21 protein-coding genes are annotated in these 23442 nt (G+C 65.5%); 7 read left to right on the top strand and 14 right to left on the bottom strand.

The window, feature by feature from the left end; genetic code table 11:
• Positions 1–411 precede the first annotated feature (411 nt).
• The 5 genes from P0Y59_24545 to P0Y59_24525 form a co-directional block, all read right to left on the bottom strand.
• Entirely contained in the window at positions 412–687 is a 276-nt protein-coding gene (locus tag P0Y59_24545) for a DUF3175 domain-containing protein (GenBank protein ID WEK00026.1), read from the bottom strand.
• Between the two features lie 2 nt (positions 688–689).
• Positions 690–839, bottom strand: a complete 150-nt coding sequence (locus tag P0Y59_24540; GenBank protein WEK00025.1) for a hypothetical protein — start codon at positions 837–839, stop codon at positions 690–692.
• An 82-nt stretch (positions 840–921) separates the two neighbouring features.
• Complete coding sequence (locus P0Y59_24535; protein WEK00024.1) at positions 922–4056, bottom strand: efflux RND transporter permease subunit; 3135 nt, start codon at positions 4054–4056, stop codon at positions 922–924.
• The gene (locus P0Y59_24530; protein ID WEK00023.1) at positions 4053–5075 is read right to left on the bottom strand and encodes an efflux RND transporter periplasmic adaptor subunit; all 1023 of its coding nucleotides are present in this window, start codon (positions 5073–5075) and stop codon (positions 4053–4055) included. Before P0Y59_24530 ends, P0Y59_24535 begins: the two co-directional genes overlap by 4 nt.
• A 280-nt stretch (positions 5076–5355) precedes the next feature.
• Positions 5356–5901: a hypothetical protein gene (locus P0Y59_24525; GenBank protein WEK00022.1), complete on the bottom strand. Its 546-nt coding sequence runs from the start codon at positions 5899–5901 to the stop codon at positions 5356–5358.
• Positions 5902–6017: 116 nt separating this feature from the next.
• On the opposite strand from P0Y59_24525, the gene P0Y59_24520 reads away from it, so the two are divergent.
• The 3 genes from P0Y59_24520 to P0Y59_24510 all read left to right on the top strand — a co-directional run bounded on the left by P0Y59_24520 (position 6018) and on the right by P0Y59_24510 (position 8930).
• Entirely contained in the window at positions 6018–7292 is a 1275-nt protein-coding gene (locus P0Y59_24520; protein ID WEK00021.1) for an MFS transporter, read from the top strand.
• Positions 7293–7311: 19 nt separating this feature from the next.
• A complete protein-coding gene (locus tag P0Y59_24515) occupies positions 7312–7683 on the top strand; it encodes a PRC-barrel domain-containing protein (protein ID WEK00020.1) in 372 nt (123 codons plus the stop codon).
• 206 nt (positions 7684–7889) lie between these two features.
• The gene (locus P0Y59_24510; protein ID WEK00019.1) at positions 7890–8930 is read left to right on the top strand and encodes an MlaA family lipoprotein; all 1041 of its coding nucleotides are present in this window, start codon (positions 7890–7892) and stop codon (positions 8928–8930) included.
• A 13-nt stretch (positions 8931–8943) separates the two neighbouring features.
• Here P0Y59_24510 and uvrB read toward each other — a convergent pair whose 3' ends face one another.
• A complete protein-coding gene (gene uvrB, locus P0Y59_24505; protein ID WEK00018.1) occupies positions 8944–11142 on the bottom strand; it encodes an excinuclease ABC subunit UvrB in 2199 nt (732 codons plus the stop codon).
• A gap of 367 nt (positions 11143–11509) precedes the next feature.
• On the opposite strand from uvrB, the gene P0Y59_24500 reads away from it, so the two are divergent.
• Together P0Y59_24500 and P0Y59_24495 are read left to right on the top strand one after the other, a co-directional pair.
• Positions 11510–12064: a DUF3617 domain-containing protein gene (locus P0Y59_24500; GenBank protein WEK00017.1), complete on the top strand. Its 555-nt coding sequence runs from the start codon at positions 11510–11512 to the stop codon at positions 12062–12064.
• Positions 12065–12083: 19 nt separating this feature from the next.
• Positions 12084–12479, top strand: coding sequence for a VOC family protein (locus P0Y59_24495; GenBank protein ID WEK00016.1), 396 nt, complete (start codon positions 12084–12086; stop codon positions 12477–12479).
• 37 nt (positions 12480–12516) lie between these two features.
• Here the strand turns inward: P0Y59_24495 and P0Y59_24490 are convergent, their stop codons facing one another.
• Positions 12517–12972 carry a hypothetical protein gene (locus P0Y59_24490; protein ID WEK00015.1) on the bottom strand — a complete coding sequence of 152 codons (456 nt, stop codon included), beginning with the start codon at positions 12970–12972 and terminating at the stop codon, positions 12517–12519.
• A 150-nt stretch (positions 12973–13122) separates the two neighbouring features.
• Between P0Y59_24490 and P0Y59_24485 the strand changes: the two genes are divergently transcribed.
• Positions 13123–13629 carry a hypothetical protein gene (locus tag P0Y59_24485; protein ID WEK00014.1) on the top strand — a complete coding sequence of 169 codons (507 nt, stop codon included), beginning with the start codon at positions 13123–13125 and terminating at the stop codon, positions 13627–13629.
• Positions 13630–13632: 3 nt separating this feature from the next.
• Here the strand turns inward: P0Y59_24485 and P0Y59_24480 are convergent, their stop codons facing one another.
• The 5 genes from P0Y59_24480 to P0Y59_24460 form a co-directional block, all read right to left on the bottom strand.
• Positions 13633–14778 carry an MBL fold metallo-hydrolase gene (locus tag P0Y59_24480; protein ID WEK02675.1) on the bottom strand — a complete coding sequence of 382 codons (1146 nt, stop codon included), beginning with the start codon at positions 14776–14778 and terminating at the stop codon, positions 13633–13635.
• A 156-nt stretch (positions 14779–14934) separates the two neighbouring features.
• Complete coding sequence (locus P0Y59_24475; protein ID WEK00013.1) at positions 14935–16302, bottom strand: MFS transporter; 1368 nt, start codon at positions 16300–16302, stop codon at positions 14935–14937.
• Between the two features lie 35 nt (positions 16303–16337).
• The gene (locus P0Y59_24470; GenBank protein WEK00012.1) at positions 16338–17258 is read right to left on the bottom strand and encodes a DMT family transporter; all 921 of its coding nucleotides are present in this window, start codon (positions 17256–17258) and stop codon (positions 16338–16340) included.
• A gap of 4 nt (positions 17259–17262) precedes the next feature.
• Entirely contained in the window at positions 17263–17697 is a 435-nt protein-coding gene (locus P0Y59_24465) for a DUF559 domain-containing protein (GenBank protein ID WEK02674.1), read from the bottom strand.
• A complete protein-coding gene (locus P0Y59_24460; protein WEK00011.1) occupies positions 17697–19217 on the bottom strand; it encodes a fumarate hydratase in 1521 nt (506 codons plus the stop codon). The genes P0Y59_24465 and P0Y59_24460 overlap by 1 nt, the downstream gene beginning before the upstream one ends.
• Before the next feature lie 144 nt (positions 19218–19361).
• Between P0Y59_24460 and P0Y59_24455 the strand changes: the two genes are divergently transcribed.
• Positions 19362–22019 carry an EAL domain-containing protein gene (locus P0Y59_24455; protein ID WEK00010.1) on the top strand — a complete coding sequence of 886 codons (2658 nt, stop codon included), beginning with the start codon at positions 19362–19364 and terminating at the stop codon, positions 22017–22019.
• A gap of 80 nt (positions 22020–22099) precedes the next feature.
• Here the strand turns inward: P0Y59_24455 and P0Y59_24450 are convergent, their stop codons facing one another.
• Positions 22100–22759, bottom strand: a complete 660-nt coding sequence (locus P0Y59_24450) for a glutathione S-transferase family protein (protein WEK00009.1) — start codon at positions 22757–22759, stop codon at positions 22100–22102.
• 12 nt (positions 22760–22771) lie between these two features.
• The gene (locus tag P0Y59_24445; GenBank protein ID WEK00008.1) at positions 22772–23416 is read right to left on the bottom strand and encodes a dihydrofolate reductase family protein; all 645 of its coding nucleotides are present in this window, start codon (positions 23414–23416) and stop codon (positions 22772–22774) included.
• Between the last annotated feature and the right edge of the window lie 26 nt (positions 23417–23442).

The following is a 23442-nucleotide window of genomic DNA, read 5'->3' as shown; positions in this document are numbered from 1 at the left end:
CCGGTTCGACCCGCGAACAAGCGCCGATGGCAGAAGAATTCAGAGCCCGGATATGAAAAGAGGCTGCCGGGCCCGCAGGCCCGGCAACCTCCTGACATGGTCAGCGGCCGGATGTTCCAGCCCGGGAGACCATGCGAACCGCAGCTTCGATAGACGGCAGCGTTGATTGGAGGAAGATACCCCCCGCCGTCATCCCGATAAAGCTAGCGGTGCGTCCCCCGAACGAACTGAACCGACCCCATTGCTGAACCATGAGACATCGGATCACCTCCTTTCGCTTGTTAAAACGCCGTACCCAGGACTGGGTACGCCCCCTGTTTGAATCATCCGAATCGCATAAACAAGTCTTGTAATGTTTTGCGTTTTCGACGATTCTCCTCCGTCTGCGCCGCTTCCGCGGGAAGATGGCGGTCATGCCTTCCCGAAGGCGACGCGCAGCTCCTTCTTCGCCTCTTCCAGCACCCTCTTCTGCTTCGCGTCCAGGCTGTGCCCGGCGCGATTGATGTAGAAGGTCAGCATCGACATCGCCGACCGGAACGGCGTGCTCCTTCGCCGGGAACTATGCTCGGCGGAGCGCTTGAGCGAGGCGGCGATGCGTTTCGGGTCATTCCAGGTGAAGACCGCGCGCTCCAGGTCGAGCGCATTGCTATCGCTGGCCGCATCCTGCGACCATTTTCCGTCGGCCATGGTCAGTGCCGTTTGAAATACTGGACCTCGCGCTCGTGCTTTTCGGCGGCGGCGCGGCTGCCGAAGGTACCGAGGTTGCGGCGCTTGTGGGTTTCGGGATCGACCTTGCGCGAATAAAGCCGATATTCGCCCGATGCGAGCTTGCGGATCATGATGTTCTCCTTCCCGCAGAAACGCGCGGGATGAAGGGTTTATCCCCGGGCCAGCCGCATCCCGGCCCGCAAACCGCTTCGTTCAACCCTGGCTGGCGGGGATGTCGGTAACCAGATCCGGCTCCGGACGGCGGCGACGGCGCATCCGGTCGAGGTAGATATAGACCACCGGCGTGCTGAACAGCGTGAGCGCCTGGGAAACGACCAGCCCGCCGACGATAGCCCAGCCCAGCGGCTGCCGGAATTCCGATCCGGTGCCCTGCATCAGGATCATCGGAACGCCACCGAGCGCGGCGCAGGCCGTCGTCATCAGGATCGGGCGCAACCGCTGATGCGACGCCTGCCGCGCGGCTTCCTCGGCCGGGAGCCCGTGCTCGCGTTCGAGGCGAAGCGCGACATCGACGATCATGATGCCGTTCTTCTTGACGATGCCGATGAGCAGAATGATGGCGATGATGCCGATCACGTTGAGATCCTGCCCGACGGCCCGCAGCGTCAGCAAGGCACCAAGCCCCGCCGACGGCAGCGTCGAAAGAATGGTGAGCGGATGGATGAAGCTCTCATAGAGCACCCCCAGGATGACATAGACCGCCAGCAGCGCCCCGAGGATCAGCAACGGCTCCGAAGACAGGGATTGCTCGAACGCCTGGGCGGTTCCCTGAAAGGCACCGGTGAGCGCCACGGGCGCCCCCAGCCTGGACCGCGCCTCCTGAACGAGCTGAGTCGCCTCGCCCAGCGACACGCCCGGCGCCAGATTGAACGACAGGGTGGCGGCCGGAAACTGGCTCTGATGGCTGATCGTCAGGTTGCTGGTGGCTGACGGATCGATCTTCACGAACTGCGCCAGCGGAACCGTCTTCCCGGTGATCGGCGACAGGAGGCGCACCGCGTTGAACAGGTCGGGCGTCGCCTGAAGACCCGGCGGGCCTTCCACGACGATATGATAGCTGTTGAGCTGGGTGAAATACTGGGCGACCTGATGCTGCCCGATCAGATTGTAGATCGCCGTGTCGATATCGGTGGGGGAGATGCCGAACCGGGCGGCGGCATCCCGATCGATGGTCATGACGACGGCGCCCGCCTGGGTCTGCTGATCGGAGCTTACGTCCTTAAGCTGGGGCAGTCCCTGCAAGGCCGCTAGCAGCCGCGGTGCCCAGCTGTTCAGTTCGTCGAGATTGGCGTCGGAAAGCGTATATTGATATTGCGCCCGCCCGGCGCGGCCACCGACGTTGATGTCCTGCGCCGCCTGAAGAAAGGTCTGCACGCCGACCAGATCGGCCAGCTTCGGGCGGAGCCGGCCGATGATCTCGTCCACCGTCGCGGTCCGGCCGCTGTCCTTGGGCCTCAGGGCAATGCTGATATTCGCCTGGTTGGCGCTCGACGAGCCAATGAACATGCCGAAGGCGGCGATCCCCCGATCCTGTTGCAGGACGGCCGCCACGTCGTGCAGCTTCCGGGTCATCTTCGCGAAGGACGCATCCTGGGACGTGACCACGACACCATTGATGAAACCGGTATCCTGCTGGGGGAAGAAGCCGGTTGGCACCGTGACGTAGAGCAGGATGGTCGCCGCCATCGTCGTCAGGAAGATGACGAGCATGATCGGCATATGGCGCAGGACCATGTCGAGTGCCCGCGCATAGCCTGACTCGAGCTTTTCGAAGCCCCGTTCGAGCATCCTGGTGAAACGGTTCGAGGGCGGCGACGGGGGACGGAGGAACTGGCCGCACAGCATCGGCGTCAGGCTGAGCGACAGCAGCAGCGAGAGGACGACCGCCGCGCTCAGTGTCAGCGCGAATTCGCGCATCAGCCGGCCCACCACGCCGCCCATGAACATCAGCGGCGTGAACACCGCGATCAGCGAGATCGAGATCGTCAGGATGGTGAAACTGATCTCGCCCGCGCCGGCCAGGGCGGCGGCGAAGGGCGTTTCACCCCGTTCGATCCGCTGCCAGATCACTTCGACCATGACGATCGCGTCGTCGACCACGAAGCCCACCGCGATGGTCAGCGCCATCAGCGACAAATTGTCGAGGCTGAAGCCAAGCGCCAGCATGATCGCCGCCGTGCCGAGCAGCGCGAGCGGGATGACCGCGCTCGGGATCAGCGTCGCGCGCAGGTTGCGCAGGAACAGGAAGATGACCGCGACCACCAGGATGATGCTGATGAGAAGCGTCGTCTGCACGTCCCTGACCGAGGCGCGGATGGTCTGGGTGCGATCAGACAATATGTGAATGGAGATCGCCGGCGGGATATCCGCCTGCAGGCCCGGCAGCGCCTGGGTGATCCGATCCACCGTATCGATGACGTTGGCGCCCGGCTGCTTGTACACGATCAGGAGGATGCTCTGCCCCGCCTTCAGCCCGGGATCGGTATTCGCCTTGCCGGGGAAGGCCCAGGCGCCGATCTGGTTGTTCTCGACGCTCTGGACGGCATCGCCCACATCCCTGACGCGAACCGGTGCTCCATTCTGATAGCCGACGACCAGTTGCCTCCACACCGCCGCGTCGAGGATCTGGTCGTTGGCATAGACCGTCAGATTCTGGCTTGGGCCGACGATCGCGCCCTTTGGCGCATTGGCGGTGGCGGCCGCGATCTGGGCGCGGACGCCATCGATCTGCAACCCAAGCGCCGCGACCTTACGGGGATCGATCTGGATGCGCATGGCGGGTTTCTGCTGCCCGCCGATATTGACCAGGCCGACGCCGTCGATCCGCGAGATCTGCTGCGCCAGGATGTTGTCGGCATAGTCGCTGATCTGCGGAAGCGCGATCGTGTCGGAGCTGAGCGACAGGATCATGACCGGCGCATCCGCCGGGTTCACCTTTCGGAAGCTGGGTGCGCTGGGCAGATTGGTGGGAAGCTGGCCGCTCGCCGCGTTGATCGCCGACTGCACGTCCTGGGCGGCGGCATCGATGTTGCGCGACAGCTCGAACTGGAGCGTGATGCTGGTCGTGCCCAGCGAGCTGACCGATGTCATCTGGCTGACGCCGGGAATCAGCGAGAACTGGCGTTCGAGGGGCGTGGCGACGTTCGACGCCATGGTCTCCGGGCTTGCGCCGGGCAGGCTGGCGCTGACCTGCAGGGTCGGGAAATCGACCTGCGGCAGGGCCGCCACGGGCAGGACGAGATAAGCGATGATGCCGACAAGCAGCAACGCGATCGCGACGAGCGATGTCGCGACCGGGCGCTGGATGAAGGGACTGGACAGACTCAAACAGCTGGCCTTCCCGCGGCCGCCGGCCGGTGGATACTGACCGGCAAGCCGGGCGTCAGCGTCATCTGTCCGTCGATCACGACGGTCTCGCCAGCCTTGACGCCCGCCTCGATGACGGCGTTCCCACCCTGGTTCGAGCCGACCCTGATCGTCCGCGCCATGGCCTTGCCGCCCACGACGACATAGGCGAACGCGCCATTCGGACCCTGATTGACCGCGCCCGACGGGATCGTGACCTTCTGCTCAAGCGTCTGGAGCGTCAGCACGACATTGACGAACTGTCCGGGCCAGAGACGCCGGCCCGCATTGGCGAAGCGCGCCTTGAGCTGCACCGTCCCGGTCGTGGGATCGACCTTGTTGTCGGCGATGCTCAGCTCGCCCGACCCCAGCGACGCATTGGTCTCCTGGCTGAGCGCCACGGTCGTCAGCGGCTTGCGGAACCCGTCTGAAATATCCGAGAGGCGCTGGAAATCTCCCTGGGGAACCGTGAAGGTCACCGCAATCGGCTCGATCTGGTTGACGATGACGATCCCGGTCGTGTCGCTCGTGCTGACCAGATTGCCCGGATCGACCAGCCGCACGCCGGTTCTGCCCGTGATCGGGGAAAGGATACGGCACCAGCGGAGATTGATCTGCGCGGCGGCCACCGCGCCTTCGTCGATATGGACGAGACCTTCGTCCTGCTGGACCAGCGCGGCCTGAGTCGAAACCTGCTGGAGCGCGATCGAATCCTGGCTCTTCAGGGTTCGATATCGCTCCAGATCGAGGCGGGCGTCGCGCAGCAGGGCCTTGTCACGCTCAAGCGCGCCACGGGCCTGGAGGAGCGCCGCCTGATAGGGCCCGGGATCGATCTGGGCCAGAAGCTGCCCGGCCTGGACATCGGTGCCCTCGACAAAGGATGCGCTGAGCAGCTTGCCGTTGACCTGGGTGCGGACGAGCGCGCTCTTCCAGGCTTGCGCCGCACCGAGCGCGGTGAGGGAAACCGGCACGTCTCGTACGGTCGCGACGGCAACCGACACTGGAACGGGATGAGCTTTCGGGGGGCCGGCAGGTTTCTTGTGAAGGATTGCCCATGCAATCAGGATAACGACAACCAGGCCCAGCGCGCCGAAAGCCCAATATGACCGCCGAGGCAACGTCATAGCCAGTCATGTCCCGCGCGGGGCAACCGATGATGCCCGTGGCGCCGGGCGTAAAAGAGTTTGGAACGGATTTTGTTCCCATGACGCCAATGACCGGCAGCGGCAGTACGTGACCTGTGTTCTGCGATGCGAGATTTCGAGAAGAAACGGGCCGCCGCTAGCGCCGGCAATCCTCGGTCACGCGCTCGATCTCGGCCCAGGCGGGTATGACCAGCGTCGCGGAACCGGCCTGTTCAACCACGAAGCGGCCGCGGCTGAAACCAATCGCATCGAGCAGCCCATCGCGCGGCTGGATCGCCACCGCCACATAGGGCGGCGTGCCGCCGGTCGGCGCGGCTGAAAGCGTGCGCAACAGGGTCGAGGTGCGGATCGTCATCGCCACCGGTGCGGCGGCGGAGCCCTGGCGCGACAAATAGAGGGCGTTCGCCGCCCGGTCGCAGCGCAGCGTCAGCACTGCATCAGCGCCGGGCACGCCGAACAGCGCGATCGAGCCGCGACCATCCTGCCGATAGACCCAGTCGCCGGGCGTCACCGGCCAGTCGCGCCAGTCCTTGCCGACCGGCGTCGCGGTCGGCCTGGGAGCCGGCGGCGGCGGAGTATGGACGGGGGGCGGAACCGGCCTCGGTACTGGCCTGGGCGGCGCGGTCGGCCCGACGCAACTGGCCAGGGCGATCATCACGGCGAGAAGCGGAAGCAGACGCATCGCCATCTCTATGCGCGAAGCAGCCATGCGGCTCAACCGCCCGTCTTGCGCCCAGGCAAGATTTCGCCTTTGTTACAGTCGGGTCGTGCAAGGACACGGGTGGGGAGAGACGGCACATGGCGATCGATGCCAAGCGACTGAAATCAATCGTTGGCGGATCGGCTGGCAATCTGGTCGAATGGTATGACTGGTACGCCTATTCCTCGCTGTCGCTCTATTTCGCCGCGACCTTCTTTCCCAAGGGCAACCTGACGGCGCAGCTGATGGGCACCGGCGCGATCTTCGCCGTCGGATTCGTGATGCGCCCGATCGGCGCCTATTGGATGGGCCGCTATGCCGACACGCATGGCCGCAAGGCCGGCCTCGCGCTTTCGGTCGGGCTGATGTGCCTCGGCTCGCTGATGATCGCGCTGGTGCCGGGCTATGCCGTGATCGGCGTCGCCGCGCCGATCATCCTGGTGCTTGCCCGCATGATCCAGGGCCTGTCGGTCGGCGGGGAATATGGCGCGAGCGCGACCTATCTTTCCGAAATGGCGACGCGCGACCGGCGCGGCTTCTGGTCGAGCTTCCAATATGTCACGCTGATCGGCGGGCAGCTCACCGCGCTCGCCGTCACGCTCCTGCTCCAGGCCTGGCTGAGCAAGACGGAACTGTCGTCCTGGGGCTGGCGCCTCGCCTTCGCATTCGGCGCGGCGCTGGCGCTGATCGTCTATGTCCTGCGCCGCCGGCTGGCCGAGACCGCCTCGTTCGAGAACCAGCCAGCCGACCGCCCCAAATCCAGCCTCGCCGCCTTGTGGAAGGCGCATCCGCGCGAATTCCTGCTGGTCATGATCATCAGCGCTGGCGGAAGCTGCACCTTCTACGCCTACACCACCTATCTCCAGAAATTCCTGGTCAACACAAGCGGCTTCGAGATCCAGACCGCGACCCAGGTGATGACCGCCGCGCTGATCGTCTACATGATCGCGCAGCCGGTGTTCGGCATGCTCGCCGACACGTTCGGGCGCAGGCCGATGCTGCTGCTGTTCGGCATCGGCGGCATGATCGTCACGGTGCCCGTGTTCAGCGCGCTGGCGGTGGCGCACGATCCGCTGGTCGCCTTCGCCATCATCCTGGTGCCGCTGATGCTGCTGTCAGCCTATACCTCGATCAGCGCCCTGGTGAAGGCCGAGCTGTTCCCGGCGCATATCCGCGCGCTGGGCGTCGCCTTTCCCTATGCGATCGGCAATGCCGCGTTCGGCGGCACGGCCGAATATGTCGCGCTCTGGTTCAAGAACGCCAATGTCGAGGCAGCCTTCTACTGGTACGTCACCGCAATCCTCGCCTGCGCGACAATCGCGTTTCTCATGCTGCCGGAAACGAAGCGTACGAGTTTGATCCTCGAGGATTGACCGATTTGGAGGAATGACCATGTCCAAGAACCAGCCGCCCGTTCAACTGCTCGCCCATTCGAGCGAGGCCGATGCGATCAAGGTGAAGACCCGCGAGGGGGAGAAGGTCGGCTCGGTCCAGGAATTCCTGATCAACAAGCGGACCGGCCAGACTGCCTATGTCGTGCTGACGATCGGCGGGTTCCTCGGCATGGGCAAGGCCTTCTATCCCCTGCCCTTCAGCCTGCTCGCCTATGATCCGTCCGCCGACATCTATATCGTGCGGATCGAGCGCAGCGTGCTCGAAGGCGGGCCGAGCTGGGCGAACAATGCGCCGCTATTCGACCAGGCCTATGCCAATCGCGTGGCCAGCTATTACGGCGCCGCGCTGGAGGACCTGTCGCTTGGCTGATCGGGCCTGTCCACAGGCTGGGCCACGAGCGCCAGGGCCGGCCGGAACAGCCGGTTCGGCATGACCGCGTGGAAATATGACACTGATGCGATGCCGTCATCTGAGGAAACCGGAATTGGTGACGTCCTAGAGGTGAGGCCGATGCGATTGCGGGCGCCCAGCACCCCATCGCGCAGAACCGGGCGGTCGGCAGAAAGGACAACCATTTGAGTATTCCGGCTTTTACCACCGCGTTGCTGCTGGCCAATGCATCGGCGGGCATGGGTGACACCCAGCCGGCGACACCCGCCATGGTCCAGCTCGTTCCCGCCCCGAGCGGCCAAGACGTAGCTCAACCGGCGGTGCCGCCAGTCGCGGCGGAACCGACTCCGGGCGTTCAGCCGCCACCGGCAGAACCGGCCGCCATGGTGCCCGCTTCCGCCGTGGACCAGAACGACATCATCGTGACGGCGCGTCCGCGCTCGACCCCGGGCGATCCTCTCAGCGCGGTCAACGCCCAGTCCTTCGAGGTCACCCAGTCAGTCGACAAGGCATTCGTCGGCCCGGTCGCGCTCGCCTACAAGAAGAACATCCCCGGACCGATCCGCAGCGGCCTGCGCAATTTCCTCGGCAATCTGCGCGAGCCGGTCGTCTTCCTGAATTTCCTGGTGCAGTTAAAGCCCGGCAAGGCGGGGGAAACACTCGGCCGCTTCGCGGTCAATTCCACGATCGGCGGCGCCGGCCTGTTCGATGTCGCGAAGAAGCGCCCCTTCAACCTGCCGCGCCGCCCGAACGGCTTCGCCGACACCCTCGGCTATTACGGGGTGAAGCCCGGGCCTTTCCTGTTCCTGCCGCTGATCGGACCGACCACCTTACGCGATCTCGTGGGCGGCGGCGTGGACAGCCTGGTCCTGCCGATGTCTTTCGGAACGCCGTTCAACAAGCTCTATTTCAGCGTTCCACGCGGTGTCATCAGTGCGATCGACTATCGCGCCGAGTTCGACGAGAAGCTCAACGAACTGCGCGAGAGCAGCGGTGATCCCTATACCGCCGCCCGCACCTTTTATCTGCAGAGGCGCCAGGCCGAGATCGACGGGCTGCGCGGCAAGCGCCACAAGAGCGCCGTTCCAGCGCCCGAGCTTACCAACCCAACGCTCAATCCGCTGGGCCCAACCCCGCGGACCTCGGCGCCGGAGCACCGCGGAAGCGAAGGTAGCGCGGCTCCCAGCACGAGCCCGACTGAGACTGTCCCGTCGCCCCGGGAATAGCCGGGGTCGAGCCTCAGGAGCGGCGCCCGCTCCCTCCCATGCGCATCTTCTGGCTCTTGCCGTAGCGGGTCTTGCGGGTGCCGGGCTTGCCTTCGTTCGAGCGGCCCATCACCGGCGCGCGATGCTCGTCCGCCGGGAGCCCGAGTTCTTCCGCCTCGAGCGACCGGATCTCGTCGCGCAGGCGGCCGGCCTCCTCGAATTCGAGGTCGGCTGCGGCGGCGCGCATCTTCTTTTCGAGCTCCTCGATATAGGCGCGCAGATTGTGGCCGACCATGTGCGGCCGATCGTCGCCGATCTCGACCGTCACCTGATCGCGGCTCGACACATCCTGGATGATATCGCCGATATTGCGGCGGATCGTCTGCGGCGTGATGCCATGCTCGGCATTATAGGCGAGCTGCTTCTCGCGTCGCCGGGCCGTCTCGTTCATCGCGCGCTCCATCGAGCCCGTGATGCGATCGGCATAGAGGATCACCCGCCCGTCGACGTTGCGCGCCGCCCGGCCGATGGTCTGGATCAGCGACGTCTCGGAACGCAGGAATCCTTCCTTGTCGGCATCGAGGATCGCGACCAGCCCGCATTCGGGAATATCGAGCCCCTCGCGCAGCAGGTTGATGCCGACCAGCACGTCGTACACCCCGAGCCGCAGGTCGCGGATCAGCTCGATGCGCTCAAGCGTCTCGACGTCCGAATGCATGTAGCGGACCTTGATCCCCGCCTCGTGCATGAACTCGGTCAAATCCTCCGCCATGCGCTTGGTCAGCGTCGTCACGAGGGTGCGGTACCCGGCCTCCGCCGTCTTCTTCGCCTCGACGATCAGATCCTGCACCTGTTCCTCCACCGGCTTGATCTCGATCGGCGGATCGATCAGCCCGGTCGGGCGGATGACCTGCTCGGCGAAGACGCCGCCGGTCTGCTCCATCTCCCACCCGCCCGGCGTCGCCGAGACATAGGTGGTCTGGGGGCGCATCGCCTCCCATTCGTTGAAGCGAAGCGGTCGGTTGTCGATCGCCGAGGGCAGGCGGAAGCCATATTCGGCGAGCGTCAGCTTGCGCCGGTGGTCGCCGCGCGACATGCCGTTGATCTGGCCGATCGTGACATGGCTTTCGTCGATGAACAGCAGGGCATTGTCGGGCAGATATTCGAACAGGGTGGGCGGCGGCTCGCCCGGCATGCGTCCCGTGAGGAAGCGCGAGTAATTCTCGATGCCGGCACAGGACCCGGTCGCTGCGATCATCTCGAGATCGAAGTTCGTGCGCTGCTCGAGCCGCTGCGCCTCGAGCAATTTCCCCTCCGGCACCAGCTCCTTCAGCCGTTCGGCCAGCTCGTGCTTGATCGCCTCCATCGCCTGTTTCAGCGTCGGCCCCGGCGTGACATAGTGGCTGTTCGCATAGACGCGGACATAGTCGAGGCTGGCCACCTTCTTGCCGGTCAGCGGATCGAACTCGACGATCTCCTCGATATCGTCGCCGAAGAAGGACACGCGCCATGCGGTATCCTCATAATGCGACGGGAAAATTTCGAGCGTGTCGCCCTTCACCCGGAAATTGCCGCGCTGGAACGCAGCGTCGTTGCGCTTGTACTGGAGCGACACCAACTTGCGCACGATCTCGCGCTGGTCGACCGTCTGGCCCTTCTTCAGGTCGAAGATCATCGCCGAATAGGTCTCGACCGAGCCGATGCCGTAGAGGCACGATACCGAGGCGACGATGATCACATCGTCCCGCTCAAGCAGCGCGCGTGTCGCCGAATGGCGCATCCGGTCGATCGACTCGTTTACCGAGCTTTCCTTCTCGATGTACGTGTCGGACCGGGGCACATAGGCCTCGGGCTGATAATAGTCGTAATAGCTGACGAAATATTCGACCGCGTTCTCGGGGAAGAAGCTCTTGAATTCCCCATAGAGCTGCGCCGCGAGGATCTTGTTCGGCGCCAGCACCAAGGCCGGGCGCTGCACCGCCTCGATCACCTTGGCCATGGTGAAGGTCTTGCCCGAACCGGTCACGCCGAGCAGTACCTGGTCGCGCTCGCCCGCCTCGGTCTGCTCGACCAGTTCCGCGATCGCCGTCGGCTGATCCCCCGACGGCGTATAGTCGGAGACAAGCTTGAAGCTCTTGCCGCCCTCCGCCTTGGGCGGCCGCGCGGGGCGATGCGGGACGAAGCTGGCGCCCGTTTCGGGCTCCTCGAGGCTGGTGCGAATCTGGATTGCCATAGTCGCGGAATATGGGGAGGAACACGCCAGCCCGCAACGAACGGGAACGGCCGCGTGTCACTTCCGCATCGGAGCATAATGCGATGAACAAGTTCCGTGCCGTCACAGGAAGCCTGCTGATCAGGTGAGCAAGGGCAAGTGCCACTATACAGGCTTCAAACTGAGCGACGGGCATATCAACGGCGTGATGACCCGTCCCTTCACTGGCGGTGCCATGACGGTGACATCGAACGGCAGCTATACGACCGGTCTCGATCCCCGGGGGTACGCGGGCGGGATGCGGAGACGACGAAGAAACATATGGTCGGCCGGCGCGTCGGCTGTGCTGGCCGTGACAAGACATGAACGATCCAAGAGGGGAATGACGATGCGAATCCAGATTCTGCTGGCCGGCGCCGCGGTATCGCTCGCGGCGTGCGGCCAGCCCGCGCCGGGCGGGAACACCGCCACCATAGCCACGACGGCCAGCGCCAGCACGCCCGCCGCGCCGGTGGCCGTGAAGGTGCCCCCACGCATTCCGGGCGAGTGGGAATATCTCACGAAGGTCGAGCTTCTCGACGTGCAGGGCGGCCCGCCCGGCCTGGCCGAACAGATGCGGAAATCGTCGCCGGCCACCACACGCCGCGAGTGCATGAGCAAGGAGCAGGCCGAGGAGGATATCAGCAAGGCCGTGCAGAAGGACCAGGGCGGCTGCCGCTTCGAGCGGGTCGAGACCGTCGCCGGCAGCATCGCCGGCACCGCGATCTGCAGCAATGGCGGCATGGAAGCCACCGGCAAGATGAACGGTACGGTGAAGCCCACCGCGATCGACATGATCATCGACATGACGATGAAGCTGCCCAGCCCCGGCACGGCGGCGCCCGCCGAGATGAAGATGCGGATGACGATGGCCGGCAAGCGAGTCGGCGACTGCCCGAAATAAGCACCAAGGGAGAAAGCAGATGATCGGTTACGTGACGATCGGCACCAATGATGTGCCGCGGGCCCAGGCCTTTTACGATGCGCTGCTCGGCACGATCGGCGCAAAGCGGCTGATGGAGGTTCCGGAGCATGGCGGCTTCACCTTTTACGGCACCGGCATGGGATCGCCCGGGATCGTCATCACCAGCCCGTTCGACGGCGGCAAGGCGAGCGTCGGCAACGGAACGATGATCGCGATCCCGATGGACGAGCGCGCCAAGGTCGATTCATTCCATGCCAGGGCGATGGAACTTGGGGCATCGGACGAAGGCGCACCCGGACTGCGCAGCGACGAGGGCCCGCGGGCCTTTTACGGCGCCTATTTTCGGGATCTCGACGGAAACAAGATCTGCGCCTTCCGGATGGGCGGGGCGTGATTGAGCCTCCCCCTCCCGCCCGCCGGGAGGGGAAAGGTCAATAGATCCGCCGATACGCCACGCGCCACATCACCAGCCCGATCAAGGCGGAAAGACCGGCCAGGATCACGCTCGTCGCGACGGCGCTGATCCAGCGGAACATCAGCGTGCGCGAATCGGTCGGGGGCATCGCGAAGAGACCGAAGCCATAGGTCTGCCCACCGAGGAACAGGGCAAAGCCTGAGATCGCCCCGATCAGCGCCGCGGTGCGCGGACCGCGCCGTTGCAACGCATGCGCGACCAGCCACAATGGCCCGGCGACCGCCACAACGGTCATCGCAGTGATCACCGCGCCGACGACGAAGCCGACCGCGATTCCCAAAAGCGACGGCGCTCCGCCGATCGCGACCAGGAGGCTGGCGACAATGCCGCCCACGAGCCCGCCAGCGCCGAGCGCGAGACCGGCGCGATCCAATGTCGTGTCATATCCGCGCAGCGCGACCCGCTCGGCCAATGTCCCTACTCCCCCGGTGCGGGCTCCATATCACTGCCGCGCGCCGCACCCAAGCCCATCCGTTTGGGCCGATCCGGGCTGGAACGGCGCCAGTTTAACCCTGATGCAATGCTTCGCGCCCATCCTGCCGGATGCGAAGGGGGAAACGTCATGCGCTCATGGCTCGCCGCGATTGCGCTCACGCTGCTTGGCGGCTGCACCCCGCCCGACGACCCCGACAACATCCCCGAGCGCGGCCATTGGGAATCGAGCGTGAGGCTGGTTGCCCTGACGATCGACGATCGCGCGGTGACTCGCGAAGAAGTGCCCTTCGCCATGCCGCCTGACAAGAGAGAGGACAGGGGCTGTGTCGAACCCAGGCTGAGAACGATGGAAGAGGCCAATGCCACCATCGCCAATCTGAGCAAGATCGATTGCCGGTTCGAATCGCTCGACCTCGACGGAAACGCAATCACGGGCGGCGGGCGATGCGCGCCGCAAGCCAAGGCCGGTGTTTCAGTCGGCGCGACCTTCACCGTGAACGGCGACGAGGCCCCTGCCCGAATCCACTCCCTGCTTGAACTGAATGCCTATGCTCACTTGCAGGATGGACAGACGGTACGAGTGCACACCGCTTATGTCATCGACTGGAAACGCCTCTCCGCCTGCGGCCAATGACGATCAGCGCAGCGCCCTGACCGCCGCCGTATCGAGGCAGCGCACCATCTCGGCGCGCGTCACCATCGCCTCGGCACCGGGCGACGCATAAGGCGGGACCATTGTCGGCTGGCCCAGCGCCACCGTATCGAAACCGCGTAGCCCGGCACATTTCTCCGCCGCCGCGAGCAGCCTGGGTGGCGTATCATAGGCCTCGTACGAGAGACGGAACGTGCCCCAGTGAATTCCGATGCCAGTCGATGCGCCGAGACGGCGATAGACCTCCACCGCGTCGATCGGCCCGACATGGCTGCCCGACGCCATCTGCCCGGCCTCGAAGCGAAAGGCCCCGATCGGGATCAGCGCCAGCCGTATCGGACCCAGCGCCCGCGCCTCGTCCGGCCATTTCAGATCGCCCGGCCCAGTATCGCCGGCGAAGAAGACGTTCCCACCCGGCAGCCTGATGACGAAGCTCGACCAGAGCGCGCGATTGCGATCGGTGAACCAGCGGCTGTCCCAATGGTGGTTGCGGGTGACAAACACCTCGACACCCGGCTTCACCGCGACCTTGCCGCCCCAGTCGTGCGCGATCGAGGGCACGCCAGCCTGGCGGATGACGCTGTCATTGCCGAGCGCGGTGATGATGCGGGGATGGTCGCGATCCCACAGGCGCTTCAGGGTCGCCAGATCGAGATGGTCGTAGTGATTGTGGCTGACCAGCACGAGATCGATCTTGGGCAGGTCATCGAAGGCGATACCCGGTTCAGCGACCCGCTTCGGTCCGATACCCAGCGGCCCGGAACGCTCGGCCCAGATCGGATCGGTCAGGATGTTGAGGCCCTGGGTCTGGATCAACACCGTCGCATGACCGATCCAGGTCACGGTCATCGCCTCGCCGGCAACCCGCGCCGGGATCGCCGCGTGGCGGACGGCGACATGCCCGGGCCAGGCCGGGCGGCCGTCACTGCCCGTCAAATAGCGCGCGAAGAACCCCGCCCGGCTACCGCCCGCCGGCACACGGATCGTATCCTCATCGCCGTCCGGGTTGAAGAAGCGCTGCCCGTCGAAATGGCTTGAGACAGGCCCGCGATAATAGATTCGGTCGAGGAAATGGGGAACGATGGTGAAGGCCAGACAGATGAAGACCGTTCCGAACAGCAGCACGGTCATCAGCCACCGACCCGTGTGCGCCAAACCTCTCAGCGAATCCATCTCCGGCCCGTCCCATAACCATTGCCAGCCCGCAAGCATGTTGGGGTGCGATTGTCGGCCGTGTTGATCGCCCCGCTTCTCTCCCAGGCCACGGCTACCCGCAATCTGGAAAAGCTAGACCCGCTCAAGCCGCACCAGCAGCCACCCGCACAGCCCCGCGCCCACCGCCATCGCCGCCGCCATGATCGCCGCGGCGTGGAAAGCATCGAGCGACACCCCGCGCCCATCGCCGGTCAGCACCAGCCCCATCAGCGCCACCGCGATCATCCCGCCGATCCGCGCGGTCGCGTTGTTGACGCCTGAAGCAGCGCCGGCGTGCCGATGGTCGACCGCCGCCATCACCGTCGTGGTCAGCGGCGCCACCGCTGTCGTCATGCCGATCCCGATCAGCAGCATGCCCGGCAATACGTGCCGCGCATAGTCGATCCCCTCGCCCGGCATCGCCGCGAACAGCGCGAAGCCGGCGCCCGTCACCATCGGCCCGATCGCGAGCAGCGGCCGGGCGCCGATCTTCGCCGCGAGAGTCCCCACGCTTCGCGAGCCGAGCCCCATGATCAGCGGCAGGGGCAGTACCGCCGTGCCCGCCGCCGCCGCGCTCCAGCCGCGCGCGATCAGCAGATAGGGCAACAGCAGCAGCGCGCCCGACAGCGCGGCGTAGAGCAGGAAGGTCAGCAGGGTCAGGCCAGTGAAGGTACGTGTCCCGAACAAGGCAAGCGGTACCATCGCCCTGTCGCCCAGCCGCGCCTCAAGCGACACGAATGCGACCAGCGCGATCGTGCCGCCGCCGATCATCGCCGCGCCGATACCACGCTCGTGCGCCGTCATCAGCGTCAGGCCCCAGACAAGCAGGCCGAGCCCGACGGTCGCAAGCATGGCCCCGAACCAGTCGGGCGGGCTTGCGTCCTCATCATGGCCGCCCGGCACATAGCGCCAGCCCATGGCGAACGCCGCCACCGCGATGGGCAGGATCAGCGCGAAGATCGAACGCCAGCCGACATGATCGACCAGCCAACCGCCAAGCACCGGGCCAATCGCGCCCCCGATCGCACCCGCCGCCGCCCAGGTGCCGATCGCCCTGGCCCGTGCCGCGCCCTCGAAATCGGCGCCGAGGATGGCAAGGCTCGCCGGGACTAGCAGCGCCGCCCCGACACCCTGGCCGATCCGCGCGGCGATCAGCCACCCCAGCGTCGGCGCAACCATGCAGGCAAGCGTGGTGGCGGCGAATGCCAGCAGCCCCAAGAGGAAGGTCAGCTTGCGCCCGACCCTATCGGCCAGCGCCCCCCCGGTCAGCACCAAAGCCGACAGGGGCAGCATGAAGCCGTTGACGATCCACTGAACGCCAGTGCTGTCGGCGCCCAGGCCCCGTGCCATCGCCGGCAGCGCGACATTGACCACTGATCCATCGATCATCGCGACGCTCGATCCGAGCACGGTGGCGATCAGCGCGCCGGTGCTCCCCGTCTTGCGGCCAGCACCTGCCATCCTGTCAGTTCCCGGCTCTCATGCGATCATCGTCCCTAACGCGTTCCGGCCAGCGCGAGGATCACCCCCGTCACCACCAGGATCAGGCCAAGCCCCTCGCTGCGCATCATGCGCTCGCCGAGATAGAAACGCGAGAAGGCGAAGGTGAAAGCGACCTCGACCTGCCCGACGATCCGTACGAGCGCCACCGGTGCCGTGGCGAAGCCGGTGAACCAGCAGGCCGATCCGATCGAGGAGAGCAGCCCGACCTGACCAGCAACCCGCCAGTTGGCAAACACCGCGCGCACCTGGTCACGCTCGCGCAGGAACAGGTAGCAGCCCTGCATCGCCACCTGCAGGCATATCGTCGTCGCCAGCACGATCAGCGCGGCCCGGATAGGATCGGGCGTACCCACTTCCTGAGTCGCCCGGCGGATTCCGATCGCGGTCAGCGCGAAGAAGAAACCGGAGGCGATTCCGCAAAGCGCGGCCGGCTGGCCCAGCGCGCGGAGGAAATCCATCGGCCCCATGCGCTTGCCGCCGGTCGACAGCACCATCACGCCAAGGACACCGCAGCCGATGCCGGCCCAGCTCAGCGGGCTCAGCCGCTCGCCGAGCAGCAGGAAGGACAGGATCGCGCCCTGCACCGCCTCGGTCTTCGAATAGGCAGTGCCGACCACGAAGTTGCGATAGGAAAAAGCCATGATCAGCAGGTTCGTCGCGACGATCTGCGCCAGCCCGCCCGCGGCGCAGAACAGCAGAAAGTACCTGCCGAGCGCGGGGAAACCGCCCGATGCGAAGAACCCCTCATAGCCTGCAACCAGCAGCATCGCGAAAGGCAGGCCATAGAGATAGCGCACCAGGCCTGCGGCGTTGACAGACATGCTGTAGCTTACGCGTTTCTGCACCGCCGTGCGCCACGCCTGCACCGCGCCCGCGACGATCGTCGCGGGCAACCAGATAGGAGAAGTGATCACGTTTCTATTCCTCCCCATGCTTTGCACGGGGAGGGGGACCATTCGCCTCTTCCGGCGAATGGTGGAGGGGAAGGCGCGACAGTTGTTCGTGGCAAACCGCCAGGATCCCGCGAGCGACGGTGTCCAGGTCGTTCATCACCAAGGTTGCGGGGATGCGCAGGACACGGAGACCCCGTTCGGCGCACCATATGTCCCGGGCCTCGTCGCGCGCCGGCTGATCGCCTCGACTATGCGCCTCACCATCGACCTCAATGACAAGCTGAACTGCCGGGCAATAGAAATCCAGCACGAAGCGCCCGACCGGATGCTGGCGCCGAAACCTGCGCCTGTCACGCCCCTCACGGGTTTCGCGGTCCGATCGCCCAGCACATCCTTCAGCTTCCTGGCGATCGCGTCGGGCGCAAGCGGCGAGGTAAGGACGATGCGCCGGGCCATGGATCAGACGCCTTCCAGCAACTTCTCCCGCGCGATCTTCTCGCGCCAGACGAGCGGTGCGAGCTGGTGGACATTCTGCCCCTCGCTGTCGACCGCCACCGTCACCGGGAAATCGCTGACCTCGAATTCGTAGATCGCCTCCATGCCGAGATCCTCGAACCCGACGACCTTCGATCCCTTGATCGCCCGCGCGACGAGATAGGCCGCGCCGCCAACCGCCATCATATAGGCCGATCTGTGATCACGGATCGCCTCGGTCGCCGCGGGACCGCGCTCTGCCTTGCCGACCATCGCCAGCAGCCCCTGTTCAAGCATCATGCGGGTGAACTTGTCCATCCGCGTCGCGGTCGTGGGGCCTGCTGGCCCCACCACCTCTTCCCCGACCGGATCGACCGGACCGACATAATAGATCACGCGGCCCTTGAACTCGACTGGCAGCTCCTCGCCAGCGTCGAGCATATCCTTGATCCGCTTGTGCGCCGCATCGCGCCCGGTGAGCATCTTGCCGTTGAGCAGCAGCCGGTCGCCATGCTTCCAACTCTGCACCACCTCGGGCGTGAGCGTGTCGAGATCGACCCGGATCGCCGCCTGGTCGGGCTTCCAGTCGACATCGGGCCACTCGTCCAGCTTCGGCGCTTCCAGATAGACCGGACCCGATCCATCAAGCGTGAAATGCGCGTGACGGGTCGCCGCGCAGTTCGGGATCATCGCCACCGGCTTGGATGCTGCATGAGTCGGCCAGTCGAAAATCTTCACGTCGAGGATGGTCGAAAGACCGCCAAGCCCCTGCGCGCCGATGCCGAGCGCGTTGACCGCGTCGAAGACCTGGATGCGCAGCGTCTCGATATCGTTGCGCGGACCGCGCTGCTTGAGCTGCGCCATGTCGATCGAGCCCATCAGGCTTTCCTTGGCGAGCAGCATCGCCTTCTCGGCCGTTCCGCCGATCCCGATGCCGAGCATGCCCGGCGGGCACCAGCCGGCGCCCATTTGCGGGATCATCTCAAGGACCCAGTCGAGGATCGAATCGCTCGGGTTCATCATCTTGAACTTGGACTTGTTCTCGGACCCGCCGCCCTTCGCCGCGACATCCACCGAGACTTTCGACCCCGGCACCATCTCGACGTGAAGCACGCTCGGCGTGTTGTCCTTCGTGTTGCGGCGAGTGAAAGCCGGATCGGCCAGGATCGAGGCGCGCAGCTTGTTCTCCGGATGAAGATAGGCGCGGCGCACGCCCTCATCGATCACTTCCTGCAAGGAACGGTCGCTCTCCAGCCGGCAATCCTGGCCCCATTTCACGAACACGGTGACGATGCCGGTATCCTGGCAGATCGGCCGATGGCCCTCGGCGCACATGCGGCTGTTGGTCAGGATCTGCGCGATGGCGTCCTTGGCCGCCGGGCTCCGCTCGGCCTCATAGGCGACGCCCAGGGCGCGGATATAATCCATCGGATGGTAATAGCTGATGAACTGCAGTGCGTCGGCCACGCTCTCGATCAGGTCGGCTTCGCGGATGATGGTGGTCATGTCGGTTCCGTGAGGTAGTGAGTCGGAGATTGAATCGGGGCTGCCTTATGCCGGTGGCGGCGCGCGGCCAAGGGGCGGCGCAACCCTTCCTTCACCATCGCGCGCAAGGATTTTGGCAAGGTTCGCTCGCTATAGTCGGCGTGCATGCTTGTCGCCTTCCACCCCTTCCGCGCCCTGACCTCCACCGCCGGCGCGTTCCGGGATGATCTCGCCCCCGTGTCGGAAACGCCCGACGCGCACCTGAATGCCCTGCGCATTCAGGTCGATCAGCTCGCCGCCACCTGGCCTTTCGCGCTGGTGGCGCTGATCGCCGCACCGGCATTGCTCTGGTACGGTGCGTTCAGTGTCGATCGTCTTGACCTGCTGTCGGGCATCGAACTGCGCGGCTCGATCGGTGTCGGGCTCGGCATCTTCGCCCTGGCGCTGCTCAAAATCCCCGCTCTCGCCGAGGCCTCGCCGCACGCGCATGTCCGCGCGATGACGCTGATCGGCGCCGCCATCGCCGTCCTGCTCTTCTCGCTATTGGGCATCAGCGCGAAATTCCCCGCGAGCACTGTCCAGCTTGCCGGATTCGTCGCGATCTTCGCGACGATCGTCGTGCTTGTCGTGGTGCTTCATCCCATGCGGGCTGCGACGATCGGCTTTGCCGCGGCGCTGGTCGGGACGATCACGCTGCAGACCGGCTTCGGCATGGCCAGCGGCGTCGCCTTTGCCTTCCTGCTATGCCTGTCGATCGCCACCTACCGCCTCGCTCGTCTCGACCGCTCGGCCGCCGGAAACCGCGGCGCGGCCGAGGTCCGCGGCAGGATGGCGGCGCGCCTGGTCCATGAATTCGAAAGCCACACGACCGGCTGGTTCTGGCAGACCGACAGCCATGGCCGGCTGGTCTATCTTTCCGACAAGGTCGCGCAGGAACTGAACACCAGCGATACCCAGGCGATCGGGGAGATGCTGACCGCATTGTTCCGCATGGACAGCGCCTCGCCCGAGACCGAGCGAACCCTTGCCTTCCACCTATCCTCGCGCACGGCTTTTTCCAACTATTCGGTCCGTCCCGCCAGCACCGGCAAGCTGGAACGCTGGTGGTCGATCTCTGGCAGGCCCACGGTCGACGATCTCGGGCGTTTCCAGGGCTTTGTCGGCAGCGGCAGCGACCTGACCGAACGCCGTCGCGCCGATGCGGAAATCACGCGTCTCGCGCTGTTCGACAGCCTGACCGGCCTGGCTAACCGCCAGCGCATGCGGCTGTCGCTCGACCAGATGCTCAACCAGCCGTCGGGCACCTATCGCGCGACCTCGCTGCTGCTGCTCGATCTCGACCGGTTCAAGGCGGTCAACGACACGATGGGCCATCAGTCGGGGGACGCGCTGCTCAAGCAAGTCGGCCAGCGGCTTCAGCGCGCGGTCGGCGAGGCCGGCCTGGTCGGGCGGCTCGGCGGCGACGAGTTCCAGGTCGTGCTGCCGAGCGAGGCCAATCGCGAGCGCCTGGCCGATCTCGGCCGCTCGATCATCGCCGCGCTTTCCCAGCCCTATTTCATCGACGGTTCCTCGGTCACGATCGGCTGCTCGATCGGCATCGCCATCGCGCCGGAGCATGGCCGCGACGCCGAGACGCTGATCCGCAACGCCGACCTCGCGCTCTATGCCGCCAAGGCCGATGGCCGCGGCATCCACCGCTTCTTCCGCGAGGAACTGCTGGTCGGCGCGCAGAGCCGCAAGCAGCTCGAGGACGATCTCCGCCACGCGCTCGCGCAGGACCAGTTCCATGTCGCCTATCAGCCGGTGGTCAGCACGAAGACCGAGCGGATCGTCGGCTATGAGGCGCTGATCCGCTGGGATCACCCGACCCGTGGCGCCATCTCCCCTGCCGAGTTCGTGCCGGTCGCCGAGGATTGCGGGCTGATCGAGGCGATCGGCGCATGGGTGCTGCGGACTGCCTGCACCGAGGCGGCGACCTGGCCAAGGGACATCCGAGTCGCGGTCAACGTCTCGCCGATCCAGTTCGCCAATCCAGCGCTGCCCGCTGTGGTGACGAGCGCGCTTGCCAGATCGGGCATCTCGCCGGACCGGCTCGAACTGGAGATCACCGAAGGCGTGTTCCTCGACGAAACCGCCTCGTCCGAGACAATGTTCAAGATGCTGAAGGGCATCGGCGTGCGGCTCGCGCTCGACGATTTCGGCACGGGCTATTCGTCGCTCGGCTATCTGAAGAAGGCGCCGTTCGACAAGATCAAGATCGACCAGAGCTTCGTGCGCGGCGCCACCATCGCGGGCAACCGCAACGCCGCGATCATCGGGGCGATCGTCACGCTGGCCGATACGCTGGGCATGGAAACGACCGCCGAGGGCGTTGAAGGCCAGGACGAGATCGCGCTGATCCGCGAACTCGGCTGCAGCCATATCCAGGGCTATGTCTACGGCAAACCCGCGCGCGCCGCCGAAGTGGTAAGGCAGCTCGCGGCAGCCGGCGGCATGGCGACCGCGTCGGGCTACCGCGTCAGCCGCGCGCCGCGCCACTCGATGATCCGCAATGCGCGGATCACGGCGGGCGACGTCGCCGGCGATATCCGCATCCGCAACATGTCCTCGACCGGCGCGATGATCGACGGTATCGATGTCGACCCCGACGCGATCGGGCTCGAGATCATGATCGAGCTGCTTGAGGAGCAGATGTTCCCCGCCACGATCCGCTGGGCTACGGACGGCAAGGCCGGGCTTGAATTCGCGCAGCATTTCAACCTTGAGCGGCTGAATCCGCAGACCGCATCGGCACAGATTCCCCCGGCGCGCCGATCGGCCTGACTCTCCGGACCGTCACCCGGAACACGAGTTGCGCCCCGTCGCCGAGTTCATGCCGGAACAGGTCGGCATGATGAAGACGTTCAGTCGCGGTCGGTCGGCGCGCCCAGCGGGAAATAATGGCGATACGGCCGCGCCTCATCCAGTGCCCGCGCATAGGAAGGCCGTGCCAGCAGCCGCGCCCGATACGCCCAGACATTGGCGTATTTTTTGGGGATCGCGTAAGTCCAGTCGGCATAGAGCAGCGCCGGTGCCGCCGCGCAGTCAGCCAGGCTGAACGCCCCGCCCGCGGCCCATTCGCGACCCTCCATCCAGCCGTCGAGCCACGCATAGGCGGTATCGAGCATCGCCCGGGCCTCCTCGACATTCAGCGCGTCGCGCTTGCCTTCCTCGCGCAGGGCATCGAACACGACCCGGCTTTGCGCGTTCATCACATAATTGTCGAAGAACCGGTCCATCATCCGAACCTCGATCGCCGCATCGGGATCGGCCGGTATCAGCTTGACCGGCCCCGGATAATGCACGCCGAGATATTCGACGATCACGCTCGATTCCGGCACGACCCGGTCGCCATCGACCAGCAGCGGGAAGCGCTTGACCGGCCATAGCCGGGCGAACTCGCTCGCCACGGGCTCGCTTTGGTCGAGCATCTTGTACTCGAACGGAATGTCGTTCTCGTAAAAGGCGACCAGCGCCTTGTGGCAATAGGACGACAAAGGGTGTGCGTAGAGTTTGAGCGTCATGGCGGGCTTTCCTTATTGCTTCGTCAGAATGATGTGCGTGGCGTTCTCGCCCAGCGCCTGCTGGCTCACCGCATAGCCAAGCGCCGGCAGGTCGAGCCCCGCGAACAGCGCCTCGCCCCTGCCCAGCACGACGGGCGAGATCGCCAGATGCACTTCGTCGATCGCCCCCATGGTCAGATATTCCCGGATCGTCGCGGTGCCGCCGCCGATGCGGATATCGCGATCACCAGCCGCCTCGCGGGCAAGCCGCAGCGCCTCTTCGGCCCCCTCGGTGACGAAATGAAAGACGGTGCCGCCGTTCATCTCGACCGGCGCCCGCGCGTAGTGCGTGAGGACGAATACCGGGCAATGATAAGGCGGCGTGTCCCCCCACCAGCCCTTCCATCCATCGTCGGACCAGTCGCCACGACTGTGCGCGAACATATTGCGCCCCATGATCCAGGCACCCATGCCCTCCATCGACCGGGCGGCATAGGCTTCGTCGACGCCGGTGGAACCACCCTCCTGGCCGAACATCGTCCGAAACGTCTTCGTCGCGAACGCCCATTGGTGCAGCTCTTGCCCGCGCACGCCCAGCGGATGTTCCAGATCCTGATCGGGGCCGGCACCGAAGCCGTCCACCGATATCGAGAAAGCGCCAACCCGAACCCTGGTCATCGAACCTCTCCAGACTGCTTGCGAAT

It is taken from the genome of Candidatus Sphingomonas phytovorans (assembly GCA_029202385.1).
Taxonomy (GTDB): domain Bacteria; phylum Pseudomonadota; class Alphaproteobacteria; order Sphingomonadales; family Sphingomonadaceae; genus Sphingomonas; species Sphingomonas phytovorans.
This window is presented reverse-complemented; position numbering and strand designations above follow the sequence as displayed.